General features: G+C 69.6%; 14 protein-coding genes. 2 read left to right on the top strand and 12 right to left on the bottom strand.

All coding sequences use genetic code 11. The annotated features are described in order from the left end of the window. Window positions 1-57: 57 nt before the first annotated feature. Window positions 58-1,563 carry a hypothetical protein gene (locus ACIQZN_RS19845; RefSeq protein ID WP_403995260.1) on the bottom strand — a complete coding sequence of 502 codons (1,506 nt, stop codon included), beginning with the start codon at window positions 1,561-1,563 and terminating at the stop codon, window positions 58-60. A gap of 23 nt (window positions 1,564-1,586) precedes the next feature. Beyond that, window positions 1,587-2,693, bottom strand: a complete 1,107-nt coding sequence (locus ACIQZN_RS19840) for a hypothetical protein (protein ID WP_403995257.1) — start codon at window positions 2,691-2,693, stop codon at window positions 1,587-1,589. Between the two features lie 256 nt (window positions 2,694-2,949). Here ACIQZN_RS19840 and ACIQZN_RS19835 point away from each other — a divergent pair, with 256 nt between their 5' ends. Then, window positions 2,950-4,053, top strand: a complete 1,104-nt coding sequence (locus tag ACIQZN_RS19835) for an LCP family protein (RefSeq protein WP_403995254.1) — start codon at window positions 2,950-2,952, stop codon at window positions 4,051-4,053. A 95-nt stretch (window positions 4,054-4,148) separates the two neighbouring features. On the opposite strand, the gene ACIQZN_RS19830 is transcribed toward ACIQZN_RS19835, so the two are convergent. Then, complete coding sequence (locus ACIQZN_RS19830; protein ID WP_403995251.1) at window positions 4,149-5,279, bottom strand: hypothetical protein; 1,131 nt, start codon at window positions 5,277-5,279, stop codon at window positions 4,149-4,151. Between the two features lie 176 nt (window positions 5,280-5,455). Here ACIQZN_RS19830 and ACIQZN_RS19825 point away from each other — a divergent pair, with 176 nt between their 5' ends. Then, a complete protein-coding gene (locus ACIQZN_RS19825) occupies window positions 5,456-5,839 on the top strand; it encodes an NTP pyrophosphohydrolase (RefSeq protein WP_403995248.1) in 384 nt (127 codons plus the stop codon). A gap of 3 nt (window positions 5,840-5,842) precedes the next feature. Here the strand turns inward: ACIQZN_RS19825 and ACIQZN_RS19820 are convergent, their stop codons facing one another. From ACIQZN_RS19820 to ngcE, 9 genes are all read right to left on the bottom strand, one after another. After that, window positions 5,843-7,348, bottom strand: coding sequence for an amino acid permease (locus ACIQZN_RS19820; RefSeq protein ID WP_403995245.1), 1,506 nt, complete (start codon window positions 7,346-7,348; stop codon window positions 5,843-5,845). Window positions 7,349-7,507: 159 nt separating this feature from the next. Continuing rightward, the gene (dxs, locus tag ACIQZN_RS19815; protein ID WP_403995242.1) at window positions 7,508-9,481 is read right to left on the bottom strand and encodes a 1-deoxy-D-xylulose-5-phosphate synthase; all 1,974 of its coding nucleotides are present in this window, start codon (window positions 9,479-9,481) and stop codon (window positions 7,508-7,510) included. A 197-nt stretch (window positions 9,482-9,678) separates the two neighbouring features. Further along, entirely contained in the window at window positions 9,679-10,986 is a 1,308-nt protein-coding gene (locus tag ACIQZN_RS19810) for a sugar ABC transporter permease (protein ID WP_403995239.1), read from the bottom strand. Further along, on the bottom strand, window positions 10,983-11,771 hold the full coding sequence (locus tag ACIQZN_RS19805) for an ATP-binding cassette domain-containing protein (protein ID WP_328903034.1): 789 nt from the start codon (window positions 11,769-11,771) through the stop codon (window positions 10,983-10,985). The genes ACIQZN_RS19810 and ACIQZN_RS19805 overlap by 4 nt, the downstream gene beginning before the upstream one ends. A gap of 234 nt (window positions 11,772-12,005) precedes the next feature. Beyond that, on the bottom strand, window positions 12,006-13,073 hold the full coding sequence (locus tag ACIQZN_RS19800) for a sugar ABC transporter substrate-binding protein (protein WP_403995235.1): 1,068 nt from the start codon (window positions 13,071-13,073) through the stop codon (window positions 12,006-12,008). Between the two features lie 123 nt (window positions 13,074-13,196). Continuing rightward, entirely contained in the window at window positions 13,197-14,396 is a 1,200-nt protein-coding gene (locus ACIQZN_RS19795) for an ROK family protein (protein ID WP_403995641.1), read from the bottom strand. A gap of 223 nt (window positions 14,397-14,619) precedes the next feature. Beyond that, entirely contained in the window at window positions 14,620-15,543 is a 924-nt protein-coding gene (locus ACIQZN_RS19790; RefSeq protein ID WP_403995232.1) for a carbohydrate ABC transporter permease, read from the bottom strand. A 94-nt stretch (window positions 15,544-15,637) separates the two neighbouring features. Beyond that, window positions 15,638-16,561, bottom strand: coding sequence for a carbohydrate ABC transporter permease (locus tag ACIQZN_RS19785; protein WP_403995228.1), 924 nt, complete (start codon window positions 16,559-16,561; stop codon window positions 15,638-15,640). A gap of 50 nt (window positions 16,562-16,611) precedes the next feature. Further along, a complete protein-coding gene (ngcE, locus tag ACIQZN_RS19780) occupies window positions 16,612-18,054 on the bottom strand; it encodes an N-acetylglucosamine/diacetylchitobiose ABC transporter substrate-binding protein (RefSeq protein WP_403995225.1) in 1,443 nt (480 codons plus the stop codon). Window positions 18,055-18,300: the final 246 nt, after the last annotated feature.

The following is an 18,300-nucleotide window of genomic DNA, read 5'->3' as shown; positions in this document are numbered from 1 at the left end:
CCCCAACCATAATTGATCGTCAGCGATCAGCGGGGCGATCGGCGGCGATCGTCAATATCACGCTGAGTACCAAGATCCAAAGGTGAAGCCCTCGGCGTGTGACTCTCGGTGAGATACCGCGAGTCGCGCCCCCTCCGTCAGGGTCGCGACCGTGACCGTTCCGGTACGGTCCCGGAGCACCGCGGGCACCCCGTGCACGGCCTCCCCCGCCAGTCCGTTCCACCAGACGCCCGCGTCGGGCCGCCCCTCCGCGAAGGCGCCGACCTCGCAGGATCCACCTGCCCCGGAGCGTACGAGGAGCGAGTAGTCCCACCCGTCGACGCGGACCCCGGGCACCCCGGTGACCGGCCCCTCGCCGTCGGCCGCCCCCAGGGGGACCGGGGCAGGCGCCCCCAGCTGCCAGACGCACGGCTCGTTCGTCCGCAGATCGCGGAAGACCACCGTGCCCGGTTCGGGCCCCGACGCCATGGAGCCGGGGCGGGGGGCGAACGGCACCGCGCGGTCCTCGGTCCAGTCGGCGTCGTATCCGCGGCGGTGCCAGCGGACGACGCCCGGGGTGTCCCGCAGCCGGGCGAAGACCTGGACGTCGCCCTTGGGCATGGTGACGGTCACGACTTCGTCCGCGACACGCAGGCCCGAGAGGTGGCGCCAGGGGGTCCAGGCACTCTCCGACCGCTGCTCGCGGTAGCTCACGCTGTGCCCGAAGTTCCGCGCGAAGACCACGACGCCGCCCGCAGCGTCGAATCCGGCCGCCGGGAATCCGACCTCGCGGCTCTTGTACGCGTCCCCGGTGTTCGGGCTCCCGAGGGAATGCCACGGAGTGAGCGGATGCCCCGAGCGGTACTGGGCGGCGTGGACGATCTCCACGTTCTCCCCGCCGTCCGAGCGCGCGGTCCGCCGCAGCGCGAAGAGGTGGGCGAAGCCCGAGAGGTCGCGCACGACACGGAGTCCGGGCATCAGCCTCGGCCCCGGCAGGAGTTCGGGTCCGCCCCAGTCGGCGCCGTGCGGGCGCAGCTGAGTCCACCGCAGCACACCGGCCGCCGAAGGGAGGAAGGCGGTCGCCCGGCCGTCGAACCCCTCGGTCAGCCACCCCGTCACGGCCGGGTAGCGGGGACAGGAGGTGACGGGCAGCTGCGGAGTGGCCGCCTCCGTACGCCGGCAGTCGACCAGCACGGGCGTCGCCGATTCCCGCTGGAAGAGGCGTGCGGCGTCCAGCGCGAGCAGCGCGGCGGCGGCGCGCTCCGGCGGCTCGTCGTGCACGGGGCGGTTCCGGTCCATATCCCAGCCCTGATGGATCGGATCAGGATCCGGGATGCGGATGCGCAGGGGCTGGAGGGCCCGCAGCTCCTTCACGATTCCGGGGACCCCGGACCCGTCGGCGATCCGGGGCCGCCCCCGCACCTCGCACCCCCGCGCGGCGGCATCGGCGAGCGCGCGGTCCAGGGCGGCCCGCCCCTTTTCGCCGTCGTCCCGGAGACAGATCACCGCGATCTCCGGCCCGGCGGCCGCCTCGGCCGCGACGAGCAGCGCGGCGTCGGCCGCGCACTCCGCTACGACGGCCACACGGCCGTTCCCCGCAGGGGCTTTCATATCCGGCTCCAGTCACCCAGGGTCAGACCGGGCCCGTCCGTCTGCCGCGCGAGGACGGGGCGTCCGTCGGCCCCGGCCACGGCCACGACCACCCGTCCGTATCCGTCGAGAGCGAGCGAGGGGTCACCGACGGCGGTCGTACCGGTGTCGGTCCACCACATTCCGCCCCGCTCCTCCTCAGTGGAGCAGGCGCCCAGATGGACCGAGCCGTCCGTTCCCCGTACGGCGAGCACCGTGCAGTCGAAACCGTCCACCGCCCCCCGCACGGCCGCGATGCGGCCGTCGCCCGGGGTTCCGCCCAGCGGCATCGGCCAGTTCCCGGGCCGGAAGGCGACGACTCCGGCGCCGCGGACGTCGGTCAGGTAGTGCGTCATGCGCCCCGGAGCGGTCTCCAGAGCCGTCGCGCTGCCGGGCAGCGGAACGACGCCGGCGTCATAGCCCCGGACCAGGCCCTCGCCCTGGCCGCTCTGGCGGAGGTGGAGAGCCGCCGCACGGGTGGGGGCGAGCAGCTCGACCAGTCCGCCGGCCGTCGCCGCGAGCGACGGCCGGTCGGTGACTCCGGCGATGTCGAGCTCCTTCCACGCCTCCCACTGCCCTTTCCGGTCCTCGCGTCGCAGCGCCGCGCCGCCCCAGGCCGTCGGTACGCAGACGTACAGCGCGCCGCCGTTCGCCACGGCCGCGCTGGGTACGCCCACCTGCTCGGAGCGTTCGAGGTCCTTGAAGGGGTTGCCCAGCGACCGCCACTCGGTGACGGGCCGGCCGGTCTGGTACTGGGTGGCGCACACGATGTCCACGGCCGACCTGCCGTCGGCCTTCGGCCGTACCCGGCGCCCGATGAAGTGGACGTAACGATTCTGCCCCTGAGCCACCGTGAGGCTGGTGAGGTCCCTCACCGGATGGGCGTCCGGCCCCGACCAGCGCGAAGCCCCGACCGCCTCCTGCGTCCAGCGGAGCAGCGCGTCCCCGGTGTGCAGATAGACGGTGAGCCGGCCGTCGTGTCCGGCAAGCAGCCAGGGACCGCCCTCGACGCGGCCGAGGTCCCCCTCGCTATCGGCAGAGGGCGCGTTCCGCCGCTCCGTTCCGTACAGCGAGGCACCCCGCATGGCTCGTCCTCAACCTTTCAGGGCAGCGGGCCCCCACAACGGGGCCAGGGAATCGAGACATCATAGACAGGAACGGAACAAACGAGCGATGACCGCCCGGTCTGTCACAGTTACGCCACAGCCTTCGTACGTACACCTGATCGACTGTTTATAGTTCTCATCCCGGGAAAACGCGGACCGGCTCCACCCCCCACCCGAGTCCCACCCCCATCACCTGCGCCCTGACCAGGCCACAAGCTGTGAGGACTCACTCAGGATGAGCCAAGACGACACCACCCCCGGCCAGGGGAGCTCCCCGGAGACCCCCCGCCGCCGCGGGCGCAAGCGTGTCCGGACGCGGGGCCAGCGCATACGACGGGTGATCCTGGTCTCGGCCCTGGTGCTCGTCCTCGCCGCAGGCGGTACCGCGTGGTGGTTCTGGAGCCACCTCAACGGCAACATCAAGGGCGTCGACATCAACAAGGCGCTCGGCGAGGACCGTCCCGAGAAGCTGCCCACCAGCGGGCAGAACCTGCTGGTCCTGGGGTCCGACTCGCGGGCCGGCGCGGAGAACAAGGAGCTGGGCGGCGGGGCCGGGGTCAGCGGGGCCCGGTCCGACACGGCGCTCGTCGTGCACATTCCGGAGGGCCGTGACAAGGCCGTCGCCGTGTCCATCCCGCGCGACACCCTGGTGACCCGGCCCGACTGCACCAAGGGCGACGGCTCCACGGTGGCGGGCAAGGACCGTGTGATGTTCAACTCGGTCTACTCGCAGGTCGGTCCGGCGTGTGTGGTCAAGACCGTCGAGAAGATGTCCGGGGTGCGCATCGACCACTACCTGGAGATCAACTTCGCCGGGTTCAAGGGGCTCGTGGACGCCATCGGCGGCGTGAACATCGACGTCAAGGAGCCCATCCACGACAAGAAGACCGGGCTGAACGTCGACGCCGGACCGCACAAGTTCGACGGCACCGAGTCCCTGAAGTTCGTCCGGACCCGGTACAGCCTCAGCGACGGCACCGACCTGAGCCGCATCGGCCTCCAGCAGCAGTTCCTCATGGCGCTGCTCAAGGAGGTCCAGAGCCAGGACCTGCTGGGCAGCCCGACGAGCGCCTACAAGATCGCCAACTCGGCCACGGCGGCCCTGACCACCGACGACGAGCTGGCCTCGCTCACCTCGCTCGCGAAGTTCGCCCGCTCCATGAACGGGGTCAACCCGGACACGATGGAGACGATCATGCTCCCCGTCGAGTACGACAAGATCGACCACAACCGCGTCGTGGCCGTGGAGTCGCGGGCGAAGGCCCTGTGGAAGGCGATCCGCGAGGACAGCCCGATCCCCGAGTCCGCCAAGAAGTCCCCGGCGCTCGGCCAGGGCTGACCGGACAACACGTCAACGGCCCCGGGAACGCTCCCGGGGCCGTACGCGTCACCTCACACGGGCCGGGCGCATGTGTCCCACCCGAGCCGTACGCTTCACACCCGCTGCGCCGGTCCCAGCGCGAGCCCGGGCTCGTCGTTCTGCCGGGCCACGTACAGCCCGCCGCGCTCGCCGATCATCGCGAGCACCACGCGCCCCTCGCCGTCGAGCGCCAACGCCGGGGGCGCCGAGGTGCGTTCGCCGGTCGCCGCCCACCACAGGCCGCCCGCCTCGTTCTCCGTACCGCAGGCCGCGAGCAGCACGCGGCCGTCGCGGGTGCGGTGGGCGAGCACCGTGCAGTCGTAGTCGTCCAGCTCGGCGCGGAGCACGGCGACCGGGCCCTCGGCCGGGGTGTCCCCGATCGTGATGGGCGGGGTGTCCAGGCGGTGGGCGACCAGGGTGCCGGTGGAGGCGTCGGTCCAGTAGAAGGTGTTGCGGTCGGGCGCGGTCTCCAGCACGCTCACCGCGCCGCCGGCGATCTTGACGGTGAGGTTGTCGCCCTTCTGGAAGGCGCCGCCCGGCTCGGCCTGGGCCCACCGCATGGCCTTGTTGGTGCCGGGGACCAGGAGCTCCATGCGGCCCGACTCGGCGACCGCGACGGCCATCGTCTCCTTGCCGAGGGTGCCCCTGAGGTCCTTCCACCCCTCCCACTTGCCGTTCTTCGCCTCGCGGCGCAGCATCATGCCGCCGTTGGCGTTGCGCACGAAGACGTGGACCATGCCGGTCGGGGCGACGGCGGCGGCCGGCGGGCCGATGCGGGCGGCGCGCTCGTCGCCGTCCTTGTACGGATTGCCCACGGTCCGCCACGCGGTGACCGGGCGGCCCGTCTGGTACTGGATGGCGTGCACGAGGTCGACCTGCGGCTGCTCCTCGTCGCCGTGGACCGCGCGGCGGCCGATGAAGTGGACGTAGCCGTCCGGGCCCTGGGCGAGGCCGAGGTGGGTCAGGTCCGGCACCGGGAAGAACTCGGGGCCCTCCCAGCCGGGACCGCCGGGGCGCTCCTCGGTCCAGCGCAGGAGCCCGTCCTCGTCGCGGGCGTAGGCGGTGAGCCTGCCGTCCTTGCCACGTACGAGCCAGTGTCCGTCGACCGGGGTCTCGCCGGTCCCACGGGTGCTTTCGACGTCTCGCAGGGCATCGTCGCCCTTGCCCGAGGCGCTCCCCTGGGCACGTCTCGACCTGACTCGCATGTCGTGGCGTCTTCCTTCCGTGATGGTCCGCCCCCGATCTGCGGCTTTGTGTCACGACCGGCATCCGGAAGGCGGGGAGCACCCATCATAGAATCACCGTTCGAACCCTTGGAATCACCGCGTCCGCACCGCTTGCGCGGCACTTCGGCACACCCCGGACATGACAGGGTGGTCCCATGCCGAATCCGCTGCCCCTGGTGATCGTCGACGCCGCCAATGTCGTCGGGTCCGTCCCGGACGGCTGGTGGCGCGACCGGCGGGGCGCGGCAGAGCGGCTGCGCGACTCGCTGGTGCCCTACGCCTCCGACGGCCTGCCCGGTACGCCAGGACCCGTCGACCTGGTGCTGGTGGTGGAGGGGCGGGCCCGGGACGTCGCGCCGGTGCCCGGGGTGCGGGTGGAGGCGGCCCCGGGCAGCGGTGACGACCTGATCGCCGAGCTGGCGGCACAGGCGGCGCCGCGCCCCTGCGTCGTGGTCACCGCCGACCGTGAGCTGCGCCGCCGGGTCGAGGCGCACGGGGCGCGGTGCACGGGGCCGCGTACGGTGCGGCCGGGGGCCTGAGGGTCAGACCCGGTCGCGGTTCACCCGGCTGTGCGAGCGGCCGTACGCGAAGTAGATGACCACGCCGATCACCATCCAGACCGCGAACCGCAGCCAGGTCTCGGCCGGCAGGTTGAGCATCAGCCAGACCGAGGCGGCCACCGACACGATCGGGACCGCCGGCACCCACGGCGTGCGGAAGGCGCGGTGCAGGTCCGGGCGGGTGCGGCGCAGCACGATGACGCCTAGGGCGACGACCACGAAGGCGAAGAGCGTACCGATGTTCACCAGCGTGGCGAGCTCGTTGATGCTGGTCACCCCGGCGACGACGGCGATGATCACGCCGAGCAGGATGGTCGGGCGGTACGGGGTGTGGAAGCGCGGGTGCGTCTTGGAGAAGAACCTCGGGAGCAGGCCGTCGCGGCTCATCGCGAAGAACACCCGGGTCTGGCCGAGCAGCAGGATCATGCAGACCGTGGTGAGGCCGACGGCGGCGCCGAAGCTGATGACGCCCGCGTAGAAGGGATGTCCGACGGCCTTGAAGGCGTCGGCGAGCGGGGCGCTGACGGACAGTTCGGTGTAGTGCTGCATGCCGGTGACGACGATCGACACGGCGACGTAGAGCACGGTGCAGATGAACAGCGAGGCCAGGATGCCGCGCGGCATGTCGCGCTGCGGCAGCTTCGTCTCCTCCGCGGCCGTGGCGACGACGTCGAAGCCGATGAAGGCGAAGAAGACGATGGAGGCGGCGGTGAAGATGCCCATGACGCCGAAGTTCGTCGGGGCGTAGCCGAAGATCAGCTGGACCAGCGGGGCGTCGAACCCGGACCCGGAGGGCTGGGGCTGGGCTTCCGGGATGAACGGCGAGTAGTTGCCGGTGTCGATGAAGAACAGGCCCGCGATGATGACGATCAGCACGACGGCGATCTTGATGGCGACCACCACCGTGGTGACCCGGGCGGAGAGCTTCATGCCCAGTACCAGGATCACGGTCAGGACCAGCACCAGCGCGAAGGCCAGGATGTCGAAGCCGAAGCCGTCCGCCACGTCCGGCCCGGACAGCACGTCCGGCAGGTGCCAGCCCGCGTTGTCCAGCAGCGAGCGGACGTAGCCGGACCAGCCGACCGCGACCACCGCCGTGCCCAGCGCGAATTCCAGCACCAGGTCCCAGCCGATGATCCAGGCGACCAGTTCGCCCAGCGAGGCGTACGAGAAGGTGTACGCGGACCCCGCGACCGGGACGGTGGACGCGAACTCCGCGTAGCACAGGGCGGCCAGCGCGCAGACGACGCCCGCGACGACGAAGGCGAGGGCGGTGGCCGGGCCCGCCGTCTCCTTGGCGACCTTGCCGGTGAGGACGAAGATGCCGGTGCCGATGACGACGCCGACCCCGAAGACCGTGAGGTCCAGGGCCGAGAGCGACTTCTTGAGGGCGTGCTCCGGCTCCTCGGTGTCGCGGATGGACTGCTCGACCGTCTTGGTCCTGAACAGCCCGTTCCCGCTCGGGGGCAGGTCCTGCTGCGTGCTCACCGGCGTACCTCCACGCACTCGTCGTGCGTGCCATGTTCCGGACCGGGCCCCACCACTCGTTCGCGGCACGCCTGCCACGGCCGGATTTCACGCGAACGGGCCGGTCGGACCACTCGTTACGGGTGGTCCGACCGGCCCGTTCGGCCGAGCTGCTACGGGTCAGTCCCGGACGCGCTCCGCGACGGTGCGGTCCTCCGCGCCCGGCTCGTAGCGCCCGTCCAGCTTGGCGACCAGGCCGGTGACCTGGCGGGCGATGTCCGGGGCGGTCAGCCCGATCTCGGCCATGACCTCCTTGCGGGAGGCGTGGTCGAGGAAGACCGGCGGGATGCCGAAGTCGCGCAGCGGCACGTCCACGTCCGCGTCGCGCAGCGCCTGGGAGACCGCGGAGCCGACGCCGCCGGCCCTGCTGTTGTCCTCGACGGTGACGACGACGCGGTGGCGCGCGGCGAGCGGGGCCAGGGCCTCGTCCACCGGCTTCACCCAGCGGGGGTCCACGACGGTCGTGGAGATGCCCTGGGCGTCGAGCAGGTCGGCGATCTCCAGGCACATCGGGGCGAGCGCGCCGATGGAGACGAGGAGCACGTCGGGCCGGGCGGTGCCGGGCTCGCGGAGCACGTCCATGCCGCCCACCGTGCCGACGGCCGCCACCGAGGGGCCGACGGCGCCCTTGGAGAAGCGGACGACCGTGGGTGCGTCGTCCACCTCGACGGCCTCGCGCAGCTGGGCGCGGACCTGGTCGGCGTCGCGCGGGGCGGCGATCCGGAGGCCGGGCACGACCTGGAGGATCGACATGTCCCACATGCCGTTGTGCGAGGCGCCGTCCGTACCGGTGACGCCGGCCCGGTCCAGGACGAAGGTGACCCCGCACTTGTGCAGGGCGACGTCCATCAGGACCTGGTCGAAGGCGCGGTTGAGGAAGGTGGCGTACACCGCGAAGACCGGGTGGAGGCCGCCGGTGGCGAGGCCGGCCGCGGAGACCGCGCCGTGCTGCTCGGCGATGCCGACGTCGTAGATCCGGTCCGGGAACTCCTTCTCGAAGCCGGTCAGGCCGACCGGCTGGAGCATGGCCGCGGTGATCGCGACGATGTCCTCGCGCTCGTGGCCGAGCTTGACCATCTCCTCGCCGAACACCGAGGTCCAGTCGAGGCCGGAGGTGGCGACGGGCAGGCCCGTGTCGGGGTGGATCTTGCCGACGGCGTGGAAGCGGTCGGCCTCGTCCTGGAGCGCGGGGGTGTAGCCGCGGCCCTTCTCGGTGAGGCAGTGCACGATGACCGGGCCGCCGAAGCGCTTGGCGCGCTGGAGGGCGGACTCCAGGGCCTCGATGTCGTGGCCGTCGATGGGGCCGACGTACTTGAGGCCGAGGTCCTCGAACATGCCCTGCGGGGCGATGAAGTCCTTCAGGCCCTTCTTGGCGCCGTGCAGCGTCTCGTACAGCGGCTTGCCGACGACGGGGGTGCGCTCCAGGAGGTCCTTGCCGCGGGCCAGGAAGCGCTCGTAGCCGTCGGTGGTGCGCAGGGTGGCCAGGTGGTTGGCGAGGCCGCCGATGGTGGGCGCGTAGGAGCGCTCGTTGTCGTTGACGACGATGACGAGGGGGCGGTCCTTGGCGGCGGCGATGTTGTTCAGCGCCTCCCAGGCCATGCCGCCGGTGAGGGCGCCGTCGCCGATGACCGCGACGACGTGGTCGTCCTTGCCGCGGACCTCGTTGGCCTTGGCGAGGCCGTCGGCCCAGCCGAGGACGGTGGAGGCGTGCGAGTTCTCGATGACGTCGTGCTCGGACTCGGCGCGCGAGGGGTAGCCGGAGAGGCCGCCCTTGCTCTTGAGCCTGCTGAAGTCCTGGCGGCCGGTGAGGAGCTTGTGCACGTAGCTCTGGTGGCCGGTGTCGAAGAGGACCTTGTCCTTCGGCGAGTCGAAGACCCGGTGCAGGGCGATGGTGAGCTCGACCACGCCGAGGTTGGGTCCGAGGTGTCCGCCGGTCTTGGAGACCGCGTCGACCAGGAAGGTCCGGATCTCCTCGGCGAGCTGCTCCAGCTGCTCGGGAGTGAGCCGGTCGAGGTCACGCGGTCCGCCGATGCGGGTCAGCAGATCCCATCCGTCGCCCGCCCGTGCGTGACGCGCTTCGCGCGGCTGAGTCACCGTGCCTCCTTGCGATTGTGCTGGTCGAGCATGCCGATCCGATGAGTCTAACGGCCTCCCCCCGAAGCGGGAGTCGGGGCGTGCTGCCCCTTCCGTGCCGGTACGTGCCGGAGCCCGGCGCCCTCCGTGGGGGCGCCGGGCTCCGGCGGGTGGTGCGTACGGCGCGCGGCCTGCGGTGTTGCGTGTCGCAACACGCCCTAGGCGCGCCCGGCGGTCTTCTGCGTCTTGCGGGAGACCGAGTCGATGATCACGGCGATGAGGAGGACCGCACCGGTGATCATGTACTGGATCGCGTTGGACGACAGGTTCATCTGGTTGAGGCCCTGGACGATCGACTGGATGACCAGGATGCCGAGGAGCGCCGACCAGACCTTGCCGCGTCCGCCGAACAGGGACGTACCGCCGATGACGGCCGCGGCGATGCACATCATGAGCTGGTTGCCGCCGCCGAGGGAGCGGTCGGCGCCGCCGGTCGCGGAGGCCAGGAAGAGGCCGCCGACCGCACCGAGCGTGCCGGAGATCATGAACACCGAGATGCGGATCCAGGAGACGTTGATACCGGCGCGGCGCGCGGCCTCGACGCCACCGCCGACCGCGAAGACCTGACGGCCGTACGTGGTGCGGCGCAGCACGAAGTCGGTGAAGACCAGGATCGCGAGGAAGATCACCAGGGAGAGCGGGAGGCCCTGCTCCTGGTTGAACGCGTACGCGGCGAGGAGGGCCAGGACCGCGAGCAGCGCGGTGCGCAGGATGATCTCGCTCTGCGGGCGGTGCGGCAGCTCCGCGGTCTTGCGGCGCTTCGCGTCGCGCAGCTGCGTGAGGTAGAAGGCGACGATCACGACGATGGCGAGGCCGTAGGCGGCGGCGACGTCCTCGAAGTAGTAGCTGGTCAGGTCGCGGACGAAGCTGCCGAGCGGGGTGGTGATGGTGGACTTCTCGCCCATCACCCAGGTCTGCATGCCGGCCCAGCCCAGGAAGCCCGCCAGGGTCACGACGAACGCGGGCACGCCGATCTTGGCGAAGACGATGCCGTGGAAGGCGCCGATGACCGTGCCGGACAGGATGCCCAGCAGGATGGCGAGGCCGTCGGGCATGTCGGAGCCGAGGACGGCCCAGACCGCGCCCGCGAGACCGGCGACGGAGCCGACCGCGAGGTCGATCTCGCCCAGCAGCAGGACGAAGACGATGCCGACGGCCATGATGCCGGGGCCCGCCGCGTACAGCGTGATCTGGTCGAGGTTGTACGAGGTGAGGAAGTTGCCGGTCTCGGCCTGGAAGACGATGGCGATGATGATCAGGCCGACCACGACGGGCAGCGAGCCGATCTCGCCCGAGCGCACCTTGCGCTTGAACTCGGTCCAGTAGCCCTTGAAGCCCTGCTCGCGGACGAGCAGCCGGGGGTCGACGACCCGCACCGCGCCCTCGGCCGCCGCGGGGGCCTCGGAGGTCTCGGTGGTCTCCGCCTGGGCCGGGATCTTGGCCGAGGTCTCGTTGGTGTTGCTCACTTGGATGCCTCCGCGCTGCGCGACTTGCGGCGGGTCACGGCGTTGTCCGTGGCGCCCGTGATCGCGGCGATGATTTCTTCGTGGCTGGTCGTGGCCACGGGGAAGACGCCGTTGTTGTGGCCGAGTCGCAGCACGGCGACCTGGTCGGCCACGGCCTTCACATCGGCCATGTTGTGGCTGATGAGGATGACGCCGAGGTTCTGCTCGCGCAGCCGCTCCACCAGGTCGAGGACCTGGGCGGTCTGCTCGACGCCGAGGGCCGCGGTGGGCTCGTCCAGGATCACGATCTTGGGGTTGCCGACCAGGGCGCGGGCGATGGCCACGACCTGGCGCTGACCGCCGGAGAGCGCGGCGACCGGGATGCGGACGCTGGGGATGCGGATGGAGAGGGTGGACAGGAGGTCCTGGGCCCGCTTCTCCATGGCGACCTCGTCGAGGACGCCGCCCTTCTTGATCTCGCGCCCGAGGAAGAGGTTGGCGACGACGTCGAGGTTGTCGCAGAGCGCGAGGTCCTGGTAGACGGTGGCGACGCCGAGGTTCTGGGCGTCGTGCGGACGGTCGATGTCCACCTTCTTGCCCTCCCACTCGATGACGCCCTCATCGATGGGGTGCACGCCGGCGATCGTCTTGACCAGCGTGGACTTTCCGGCACCGTTGTCGCCGACGAGGGCGACCACTTCTCCGGCGTGGACTTCGAGATCGACACCGGAGAGGACCTGGACCGCTCCGAATCGCTTGAAGACTCCACGCAACGCCAGCACGGGCGTCTGTGACACGTGAACCATCTCCTTCGCCGCCTGACCGGCGGGGATGTGCCGCCTGACCGGCGGAGACGCCGCGCCGCGAGGGCAGCGTCGACATACGGGAAGCACTGGGGGGTGAAGAGTGTCCGGCACCCGGCCGGAAGCGGGGTGTGAGCCGGCCGGGGCCGGACAGTCATGGGGGCGGGGCGGTTCGCCGTGCGGGGCGGAACCGGACCCGCACGCGCCGGAGCCGTCAGGCCCCGGCGCGAGGAGGGACTACTTGATGCCCAGCGCGGTGCACTTGGCGGCGATGTCCTTGACGCAGACGTCGGCGACCTTGTAGATGCCGTCCTTGATCACGGTGGACTCGATGTTGTCCTTGTTCACCACGGTCGGCTCCAGCAGCGTGGACGGAACGCCGTCCGTCTCGCCCTGGGCGCCGATGTCCTTGCCGTGGAGCAGGTTGACCGCGAACTTGGCGGCCTCGGGGGCCAGCTGCTTCGGCGACTTGTAGATCGTGAAGGTCTGCGTGCCGGCGATGATCCGCTGGATGCCGGGGAGCTCGGCGTCCTGGCCGCCCACCGGGATGTCCTTGATGCCGGCGTTGGTCAGGGAGGTGATGATGCCGCCCGCCATGCCGTCGTTGGCGGAGTAGACGGCGTCGATCTTGCTCTTGCCGACCGACGAGATGCCGGCGGTCATCTTCTCGCCGGCGATCTTCGGGTCCCACTCGCCGGACGCCTCGTAGGCGATCTTGATCTTGCCGTCGAGGGACGCGTGGGCGCCCTTCTTGAACAGACCGGCGTTCGGGTCCTTCTCGTCGCCGTTGATCATGACGAGGTTGGCCTTGGCCGCCTTGGCGCCCAGGGCGTCGAGGATGGCCTGGCCCTGGAGCCGGCCGATCTTCTCGTTGTCGTGGCTGACGTAGGCGTCGGCACCGGCGATGGCGCGGTCGTACGCGACGACCTTGACGCCCTTCTTGTGCGCGCCGGCGATCCAGCTGGCGGACTTCTCGGAGTCGACCGAGGAGATCGCGATGACCTTGACGCCGTCGGCGATCTGCTGCTCGAACTGCTGCTTCTGCTGGCCGCCGTCGCCGCCCGCGTTGTTGTAGACGACCTCGCAGTCGGCGCAGCTCTTCTTGACCGCCTCGATGAACAGCGGCTTGTCCAGCGTCTCGTAGCGGGCGGTCTTGTTCTCCGGGAGCAGCAGACCGATCTTGGTCTTGCTGCCCGAGTCCGCCGAGTCCTTCTTGTCGTCGCCGGCCTTGCCGCAAGCGGCGAGGGAGACGGCCATCGAAACGGCGGCCGTGCCTATGACGATGCGTCGCGTCATTGCGTTCATTGGGGGTTTGCCTCCCTGACGAGGCCGCAACGTCGCGGCCGAGGTGGCTGGAAGTCAACTCGGCCGCGAGGGCGGCGTCAAGGAGTAAATCCTTAACGAGATGACAACGGTGCCATTCGTTATCTAAGTGAAGGCAGGAGTGGCCGCAGGGAGGGTGCTCTCCAAAAGGGTTGAATCCCCCATCTCGCTCAGGACGAGCGCCAGCGCGCCCAGCACCTCCGCACGGCCGCCCAAGGCCCCCGGAAGCACGGACAGCTGCCGGGCCGCGCTCGGGATGGCGTAACGCGACACGGAGTCCCTGATGGGCCCCAGGACCAGCTCCCCGGCCTCCGCCAGCGAGCCGCCCAGCACCACGCGGCTCGGGTTCAGCAGATTGCAGAGGTTGGCCACCCCGCTGCCGATGTGGCGCCCGACGTCGCCGATCACCCGCCGGCACCCCGGATCGCCCTCGCGGGCCAGCTGGACCACCCGCTCCATGGTGAGATCGTGGCCGTGGCTGGGCTGGAGCAGGGGCAGGACGTAGCGCGCGGCCGTGAAGGTCTCCAGGCAGCCGCGGTTGCCGCAGCGGCAGACCGGGCCCGATTCGTCCAGGGTGATGTGGCCGATCTCGCCGGCCGTGCCGCCCGGGCCCCGGTAGATGTGCCCGTCGATCACCAGACCGGCGCCGACACCGCTCGCGACCTTGATGTACGCGAGGTCCCTGACCCCCCGGCCGCTCCCCCAGACCAGCTCGCCCAGGGCCCCGAGGTTGGCGTCGTTGTCCACGTAGACCGGCACGCCGAGGCGGGCGGCGAGCTCCTCGCTGGGGTTGATGCCCGTCCACCCCGGCAGGATCGACGTGGAGCCCAGGGTGCCGGACTCGACGTCGATCGGGCCGGGTACACCGAGGCCCACCCCGATGACCTTGCCGGGGCTGATCCCGGTGGTCTCGATCAGCCGGTTGACCAGCTGTTCCGCCCGTCCGAAGCCTTCGGCGGAGGAGGCGTCGACGTCCAGCGGCTCGGACTCCTCGGCGAGCACCTGGTGGGCCAGGTTGCCGACCGCCACGCGCAGGTGGGTGTGGCCGAAGTCGACGCCGATCACGATGCCCGCGTCGCCGCTGAGCGAGACGCTGCGGGCCCGGCGGCCGCCCGCCGAGGTGGGGGTCACCTCGACCGTGCCGCTTTCCTTCAGTTCGCGAACGATATTGGAGACGGTGGCCGCGGAGAGGCCCGTACTCCTGGCGATCTCCGCCTGGGTGAGCGAACCAGCCATGCGTACGGCGCGCACGACCCGCTCAAGGTTGGCGCGATGCAGAGACGTCTGCGACCCCGGAGTCTCCATCGACTCACTCACTCCTGCCATATTCTCCAACATGTGAACTCTAAGCTGACCGTTTTCGGGCGGGCCCCGTCAAGACCTTGAGCAGTCGGAGCCACCGATGAGCACCGCTCCTCCACCCCGCGGCCCGGGCGAACTCCCCCGTACGCAGACGAACCGCCCGCCGGCTGGGATGCCGGCGGGCGGTTCGCTTCGTTCGTGAAGTGCGTTCAGGGTGTACGGGGCGTTACTTCACCGCTCCCGCGGTCAGCCCCGCCACGACCTGGCGCTGGAAGATGATGTAGGCCGCGAGGACCGGCAGCATCGCCATCACCAGACCGGCGAAGAGCCCTGACCAGTCGCCCTTGTAGCCCTGGCTGGTGGCCAGTTCGACCAGACCCTGCGAGAGCACCCGGTAGTTCGGGTCCGTGTTCAGCACCGTGGGCAGCATGTACTGGTTCCACTGGCCCAGGAAGTTGAAGATGCCGACGCTGATCAGGCCGGGCTTGGCCATCGGCAGCATGACCTGGAAGAACGTCCGGGTGTGCGAGGCCCCGTCGATCATCGCCGCTTCCGCCACCGACCCCGGCAGCGTCCGGAAGAAGGAGGTGAGGAAGAAGACGGTGAAGGGCAGCGAGTACGCGATGTAGACCAGGATCAGTCCGTGCCGCGTGTTCAGCATCCCCATGTTGTTCATCACGAAGAACAGCGGGACCAGCGCCAGGATGATCGGGAAGCTCATCCCGCCGATGAACAGGTAGTAGATGAAGCGGTTGCCCGGGAAGTCGAACCGGGCGAGCACATAGGCCGCCATCGACCCGAGCAGCAGCGTGCCGATCAGCGAACAGCCCACCACGACGATCGTGTTGAAGAAGTAGTCGCTCATGTGCGCCTGGCTCCAGGCGCGCGACCAGTTCTCGAAGTGGAGCTTGTCCGGCAGCTTCCACGGCGTGGACAGGATCGAGTCGTCGGTCTTGAACGACGACATGATCGCCCAGAGCAGCGGCAGCACCACCAGGATCGCCCAGATGATCAGCACGCCGTGCGAGAAGACGTTGAGGACCTTGCCCTCGCTGCCCTTCTCGGCCTTCTTGCCGCCCGGGGCGGGCGACTTGGACACGGGGGCCGGATCCGTCGCCGCGACCGCGGGAGGGGTTTCAGTGGCCTTCACGCGTGCTCACCTCGTACTACTGTCGAGCCGGCCGCCGCGGCCGGGCTGTCTTGCCTGCTGGGGGTCCGGGGAACGCGTCCCACGAAGCGCGGCATCAGAACTCCAGCCGCTCGCGCCGGCCCAGCCGCATCACGACGGCGGCGAACGCCATGGTGACGATGAGGAGTCCGACACCGATCGTCGTCGCGTAGCCGGCCTGACCGTCGCGGAAGGCGGTCTGGTAGACGTACAGCGGCAGGATCGTGGTCGAGTAGTCGGGGCCGCCGGGGCCGACCGTCATGACCTGCACGGCCGTGAACGCCTCGACGCCGAGGGCCAGGATGCCCATGTACACCCAGCCCGACTGGATGGTGTCCCAGAGCAGCGGCACCGTGATCTTGAAGAACGTGGTGATGCGGCTGGCCCCGTCCAGGAGCGCCGCCTCATAGAAGTCCTTCGGAATGGACGCCATTCCGGCCGAGAAGAGGACGACGAAGAAGCCGACCGTCGACCAGACCAGCACCACCATGACGCAGATCAGCGCCAGGTTCGGATCGCCCAGCCACTCCGGCTGGAGGGAGTCCAGGCCGATCCCCTTCAGCGCCGAATTCACCATGCCGGACGTCGGGTTGTACGCGAACTGGAACAGCAGGGCGACGATGACGATGGAGAGGACCTGGGGGAAGAAGTAGGCGATCTTGTAGAAGGCCGAGCCCCGCACGCCGGAGACCGCGGCGTTCTTCCGCCGGCGGCCTCCGACGTTGAGCATGAAGGCGAAGAAGAGCGCGAGGCCCAACGTCACCAGCGGCAGCACCAGCACGAGAATCACGCTGTGCTGGAGGGACTTCCAGAAGATGTCGTCCTTCAGCATCCGCGAATAGTTGCCGAAGCCGACCATCTTGAAGTCCGGGCTCAGTCCGGTCCAGTCGGTGAAGGAATAGTAGATGGCCTGGATGAACGGCCAGATGACGAAGACCGCGTACAAGGCCAAGGGGACTACCAGGAACCCCACAATGAACCGGTACTTGCCGTGCTGCATCGTTTACCGACCCCGATCTTTCCGCGGGTGCCGCCGCTGGTGACGGTTGCTCACTGGTGCTTGTAGTGCTTGATGGACTGGTCCTTGGCCGCGGCGTCCGCGTAGGCCTGGATCTTCTTGATGGCCTCGGCGGGCGTCAGACGCCCGGCCATCATCTCGCCGAGACCGGCGCCGATCTGCTCCTTCTGGAGCTTCACGTACCAGTCCTGCATGCGCGGGTTCACCACGTTGTCGCCGGCCTTCTTCAGCGCGTCGACGCCGGCCTGCATGGCCGTGGAGAGGGTCAGACCGTCGGTTCCGCCGTTGTAGGCGCTCAGCGACTTGACCTGCTTGGTGAAGTTCTTCGAGGACTCCTCGGAGAGCATGATGCGCAGCTGCTCCATGCCGCCCTGCGGGTTGGCCGCCTTGGCCGGGACGACGAAGGGCTCGCCGCCGGACGCCCAGATGGTGCCGAAGGGCATCTTGTCGGACGAGTCCAGGCTGGACGGGGCCGAGACCATCATCTTGAAGTCCTTGGGCGTGGTCGGCGCCGCCTCGTTCTCCACCCACGAACCGTTCGGGAGGAAGAGCGCCTTGCCCTTGGTCCACTCGGTCTGCGACTGGATGTGGGTCAGGCCGGTGGTGCCGTTGAGAATGTAGCCCTTCTGCTTCAGCTCGTAGTACGCCTCGAACGCGGCCTTGACGGCCGGGTCCTTCCAGGCGTTCGGCTCCAGGTTGTCGATCTTGTCGAGAACCTCCCGGCCGCCGATCTTGGCGATGAACGGGTAGAGGGAGAACGGCAGGTAGTACGGGTACTTACCGGCGTACGTCCAGCCCGCGATGCCCTTCTTCTTCGCCTTGGCGCAGAGGGCGAGCATGTCGTCCCAGTTCTCGGGGTACTGGGCGTCCAGCTTCTCCAGGTTGGTCTGCGAGTACCACACGCCGTACACGGTGTACGCGTAGTACATGATCCAGACCGGGTCGCCGTCGAACTGGCCCATCTCCAGGACGCCCGGACGCAGCGTGTCGCGGACCTTCTTGTTCGGGTCGTCGTAGGACGGGGCGTCCATCAGCGGGGTCAGGTCGAGCAGCTGCTTCTTGCCGACGAGGACACCCATGTCCATCTGCTCGGCGCCCGAGTTGTCGATCAGGTCCGGCGGGGTGCCACCGTTGAAGCGCGGCTGGAGCTGCGACTGGATCTTCTGCGTCGAGGTGTGCTTGACCTTGGCCTTCGGGAACGCCTCGCCGTACTTCTTCTCGGCGTCCTTGGCGTACTGGTCGCCGAAGCCGCCGTTGAAGATGACCACGTCGAGCGCGGCGCTCTCGTTGACGCCCAGCGGGTTCTTCGCGCTGGTCTTGCCCTTCTTGACGGGCTCGTCGCCGCCGCTGTCGCCGCTCGCGCAGGCAGACAGGAAGCTCATGGTCGGAACGGTGATCAGACCGAGTGCGGCAGAACGCTTGATCACATCGCGACGGCCAAGGCCCTCATTGTTGTGGGCGGAGGTGGATCCCATGCTCAAGTCCTCGCCTTCTCCAGGACTCAGGCGGTGTGTACCGGTCGCCCCGTCGAAATTCGCCTCAGCGAAGGGCCCCGCCACCGCGGTCAGTTGCGCTTGGGTGGTTCAGATTTCAGGCTAACGATTGCCGTGGGGGGCGACGGGGGACCGAACAGCCGACGCACCTGCGGCGTCGCGTTGTCCTGCCCCCGTGTCCCCCAGCCGCACAACCGGTGAACCAGCTGTGCAGACGCCGACAGGTAT

The sequence above is a fragment of the Streptomyces sp. NPDC097595 genome, from assembly GCF_044761525.1.
GTDB classification, from domain to species: Bacteria; Actinomycetota; Actinomycetes; order Streptomycetales; family Streptomycetaceae; genus Streptomyces; species Streptomyces drozdowiczii_A.
The sequence above is the reverse complement of the archived record's forward strand: the minus strand, read 5'-3'. Positions and strand labels throughout refer to the sequence as shown.

Excerpts from the sequence above, each read along its gene's own strand:
- ACIQZN_RS19840 (WP_403995257.1), bottom strand. The coding sequence starts at position 2,693 with ATGCGGGGTGCCTCGCTGTACGGAACGGAGCGGCGGAACGCGCCCTCT.
- ACIQZN_RS19835 (WP_403995254.1), top strand. The coding sequence starts at position 2,950 with ATGAGCCAAGACGACACCACCCCCGGCCAGGGGAGCTCCCCGGAGACC.
- ACIQZN_RS19830 (WP_403995251.1), bottom strand. The coding sequence starts at position 5,279 with ATGCGAGTCAGGTCGAGACGTGCCCAGGGGAGCGCCTCGGGCAAGGGC.
- ACIQZN_RS19825 (WP_403995248.1), top strand. The coding sequence starts at position 5,456 with ATGCCGAATCCGCTGCCCCTGGTGATCGTCGACGCCGCCAATGTCGTC.
- ACIQZN_RS19805 (WP_328903034.1), bottom strand. The coding sequence starts at position 11,771 with ATGGTTCACGTGTCACAGACGCCCGTGCTGGCGTTGCGTGGAGTCTTC.
- ACIQZN_RS19800 (WP_403995235.1), bottom strand. The coding sequence starts at position 13,073 with ATGAACGCAATGACGCGACGCATCGTCATAGGCACGGCCGCCGTTTCG.
- ACIQZN_RS19795 (WP_403995641.1), bottom strand. The coding sequence starts at position 14,396 with ATGGAGACTCCGGGGTCGCAGACGTCTCTGCATCGCGCCAACCTTGAG.
- ACIQZN_RS19785 (WP_403995228.1), bottom strand. The coding sequence starts at position 16,561 with ATGCAGCACGGCAAGTACCGGTTCATTGTGGGGTTCCTGGTAGTCCCC.
- ngcE (WP_403995225.1), bottom strand. The coding sequence starts at position 18,054 with ATGGGATCCACCTCCGCCCACAACAATGAGGGCCTTGGCCGTCGCGAT.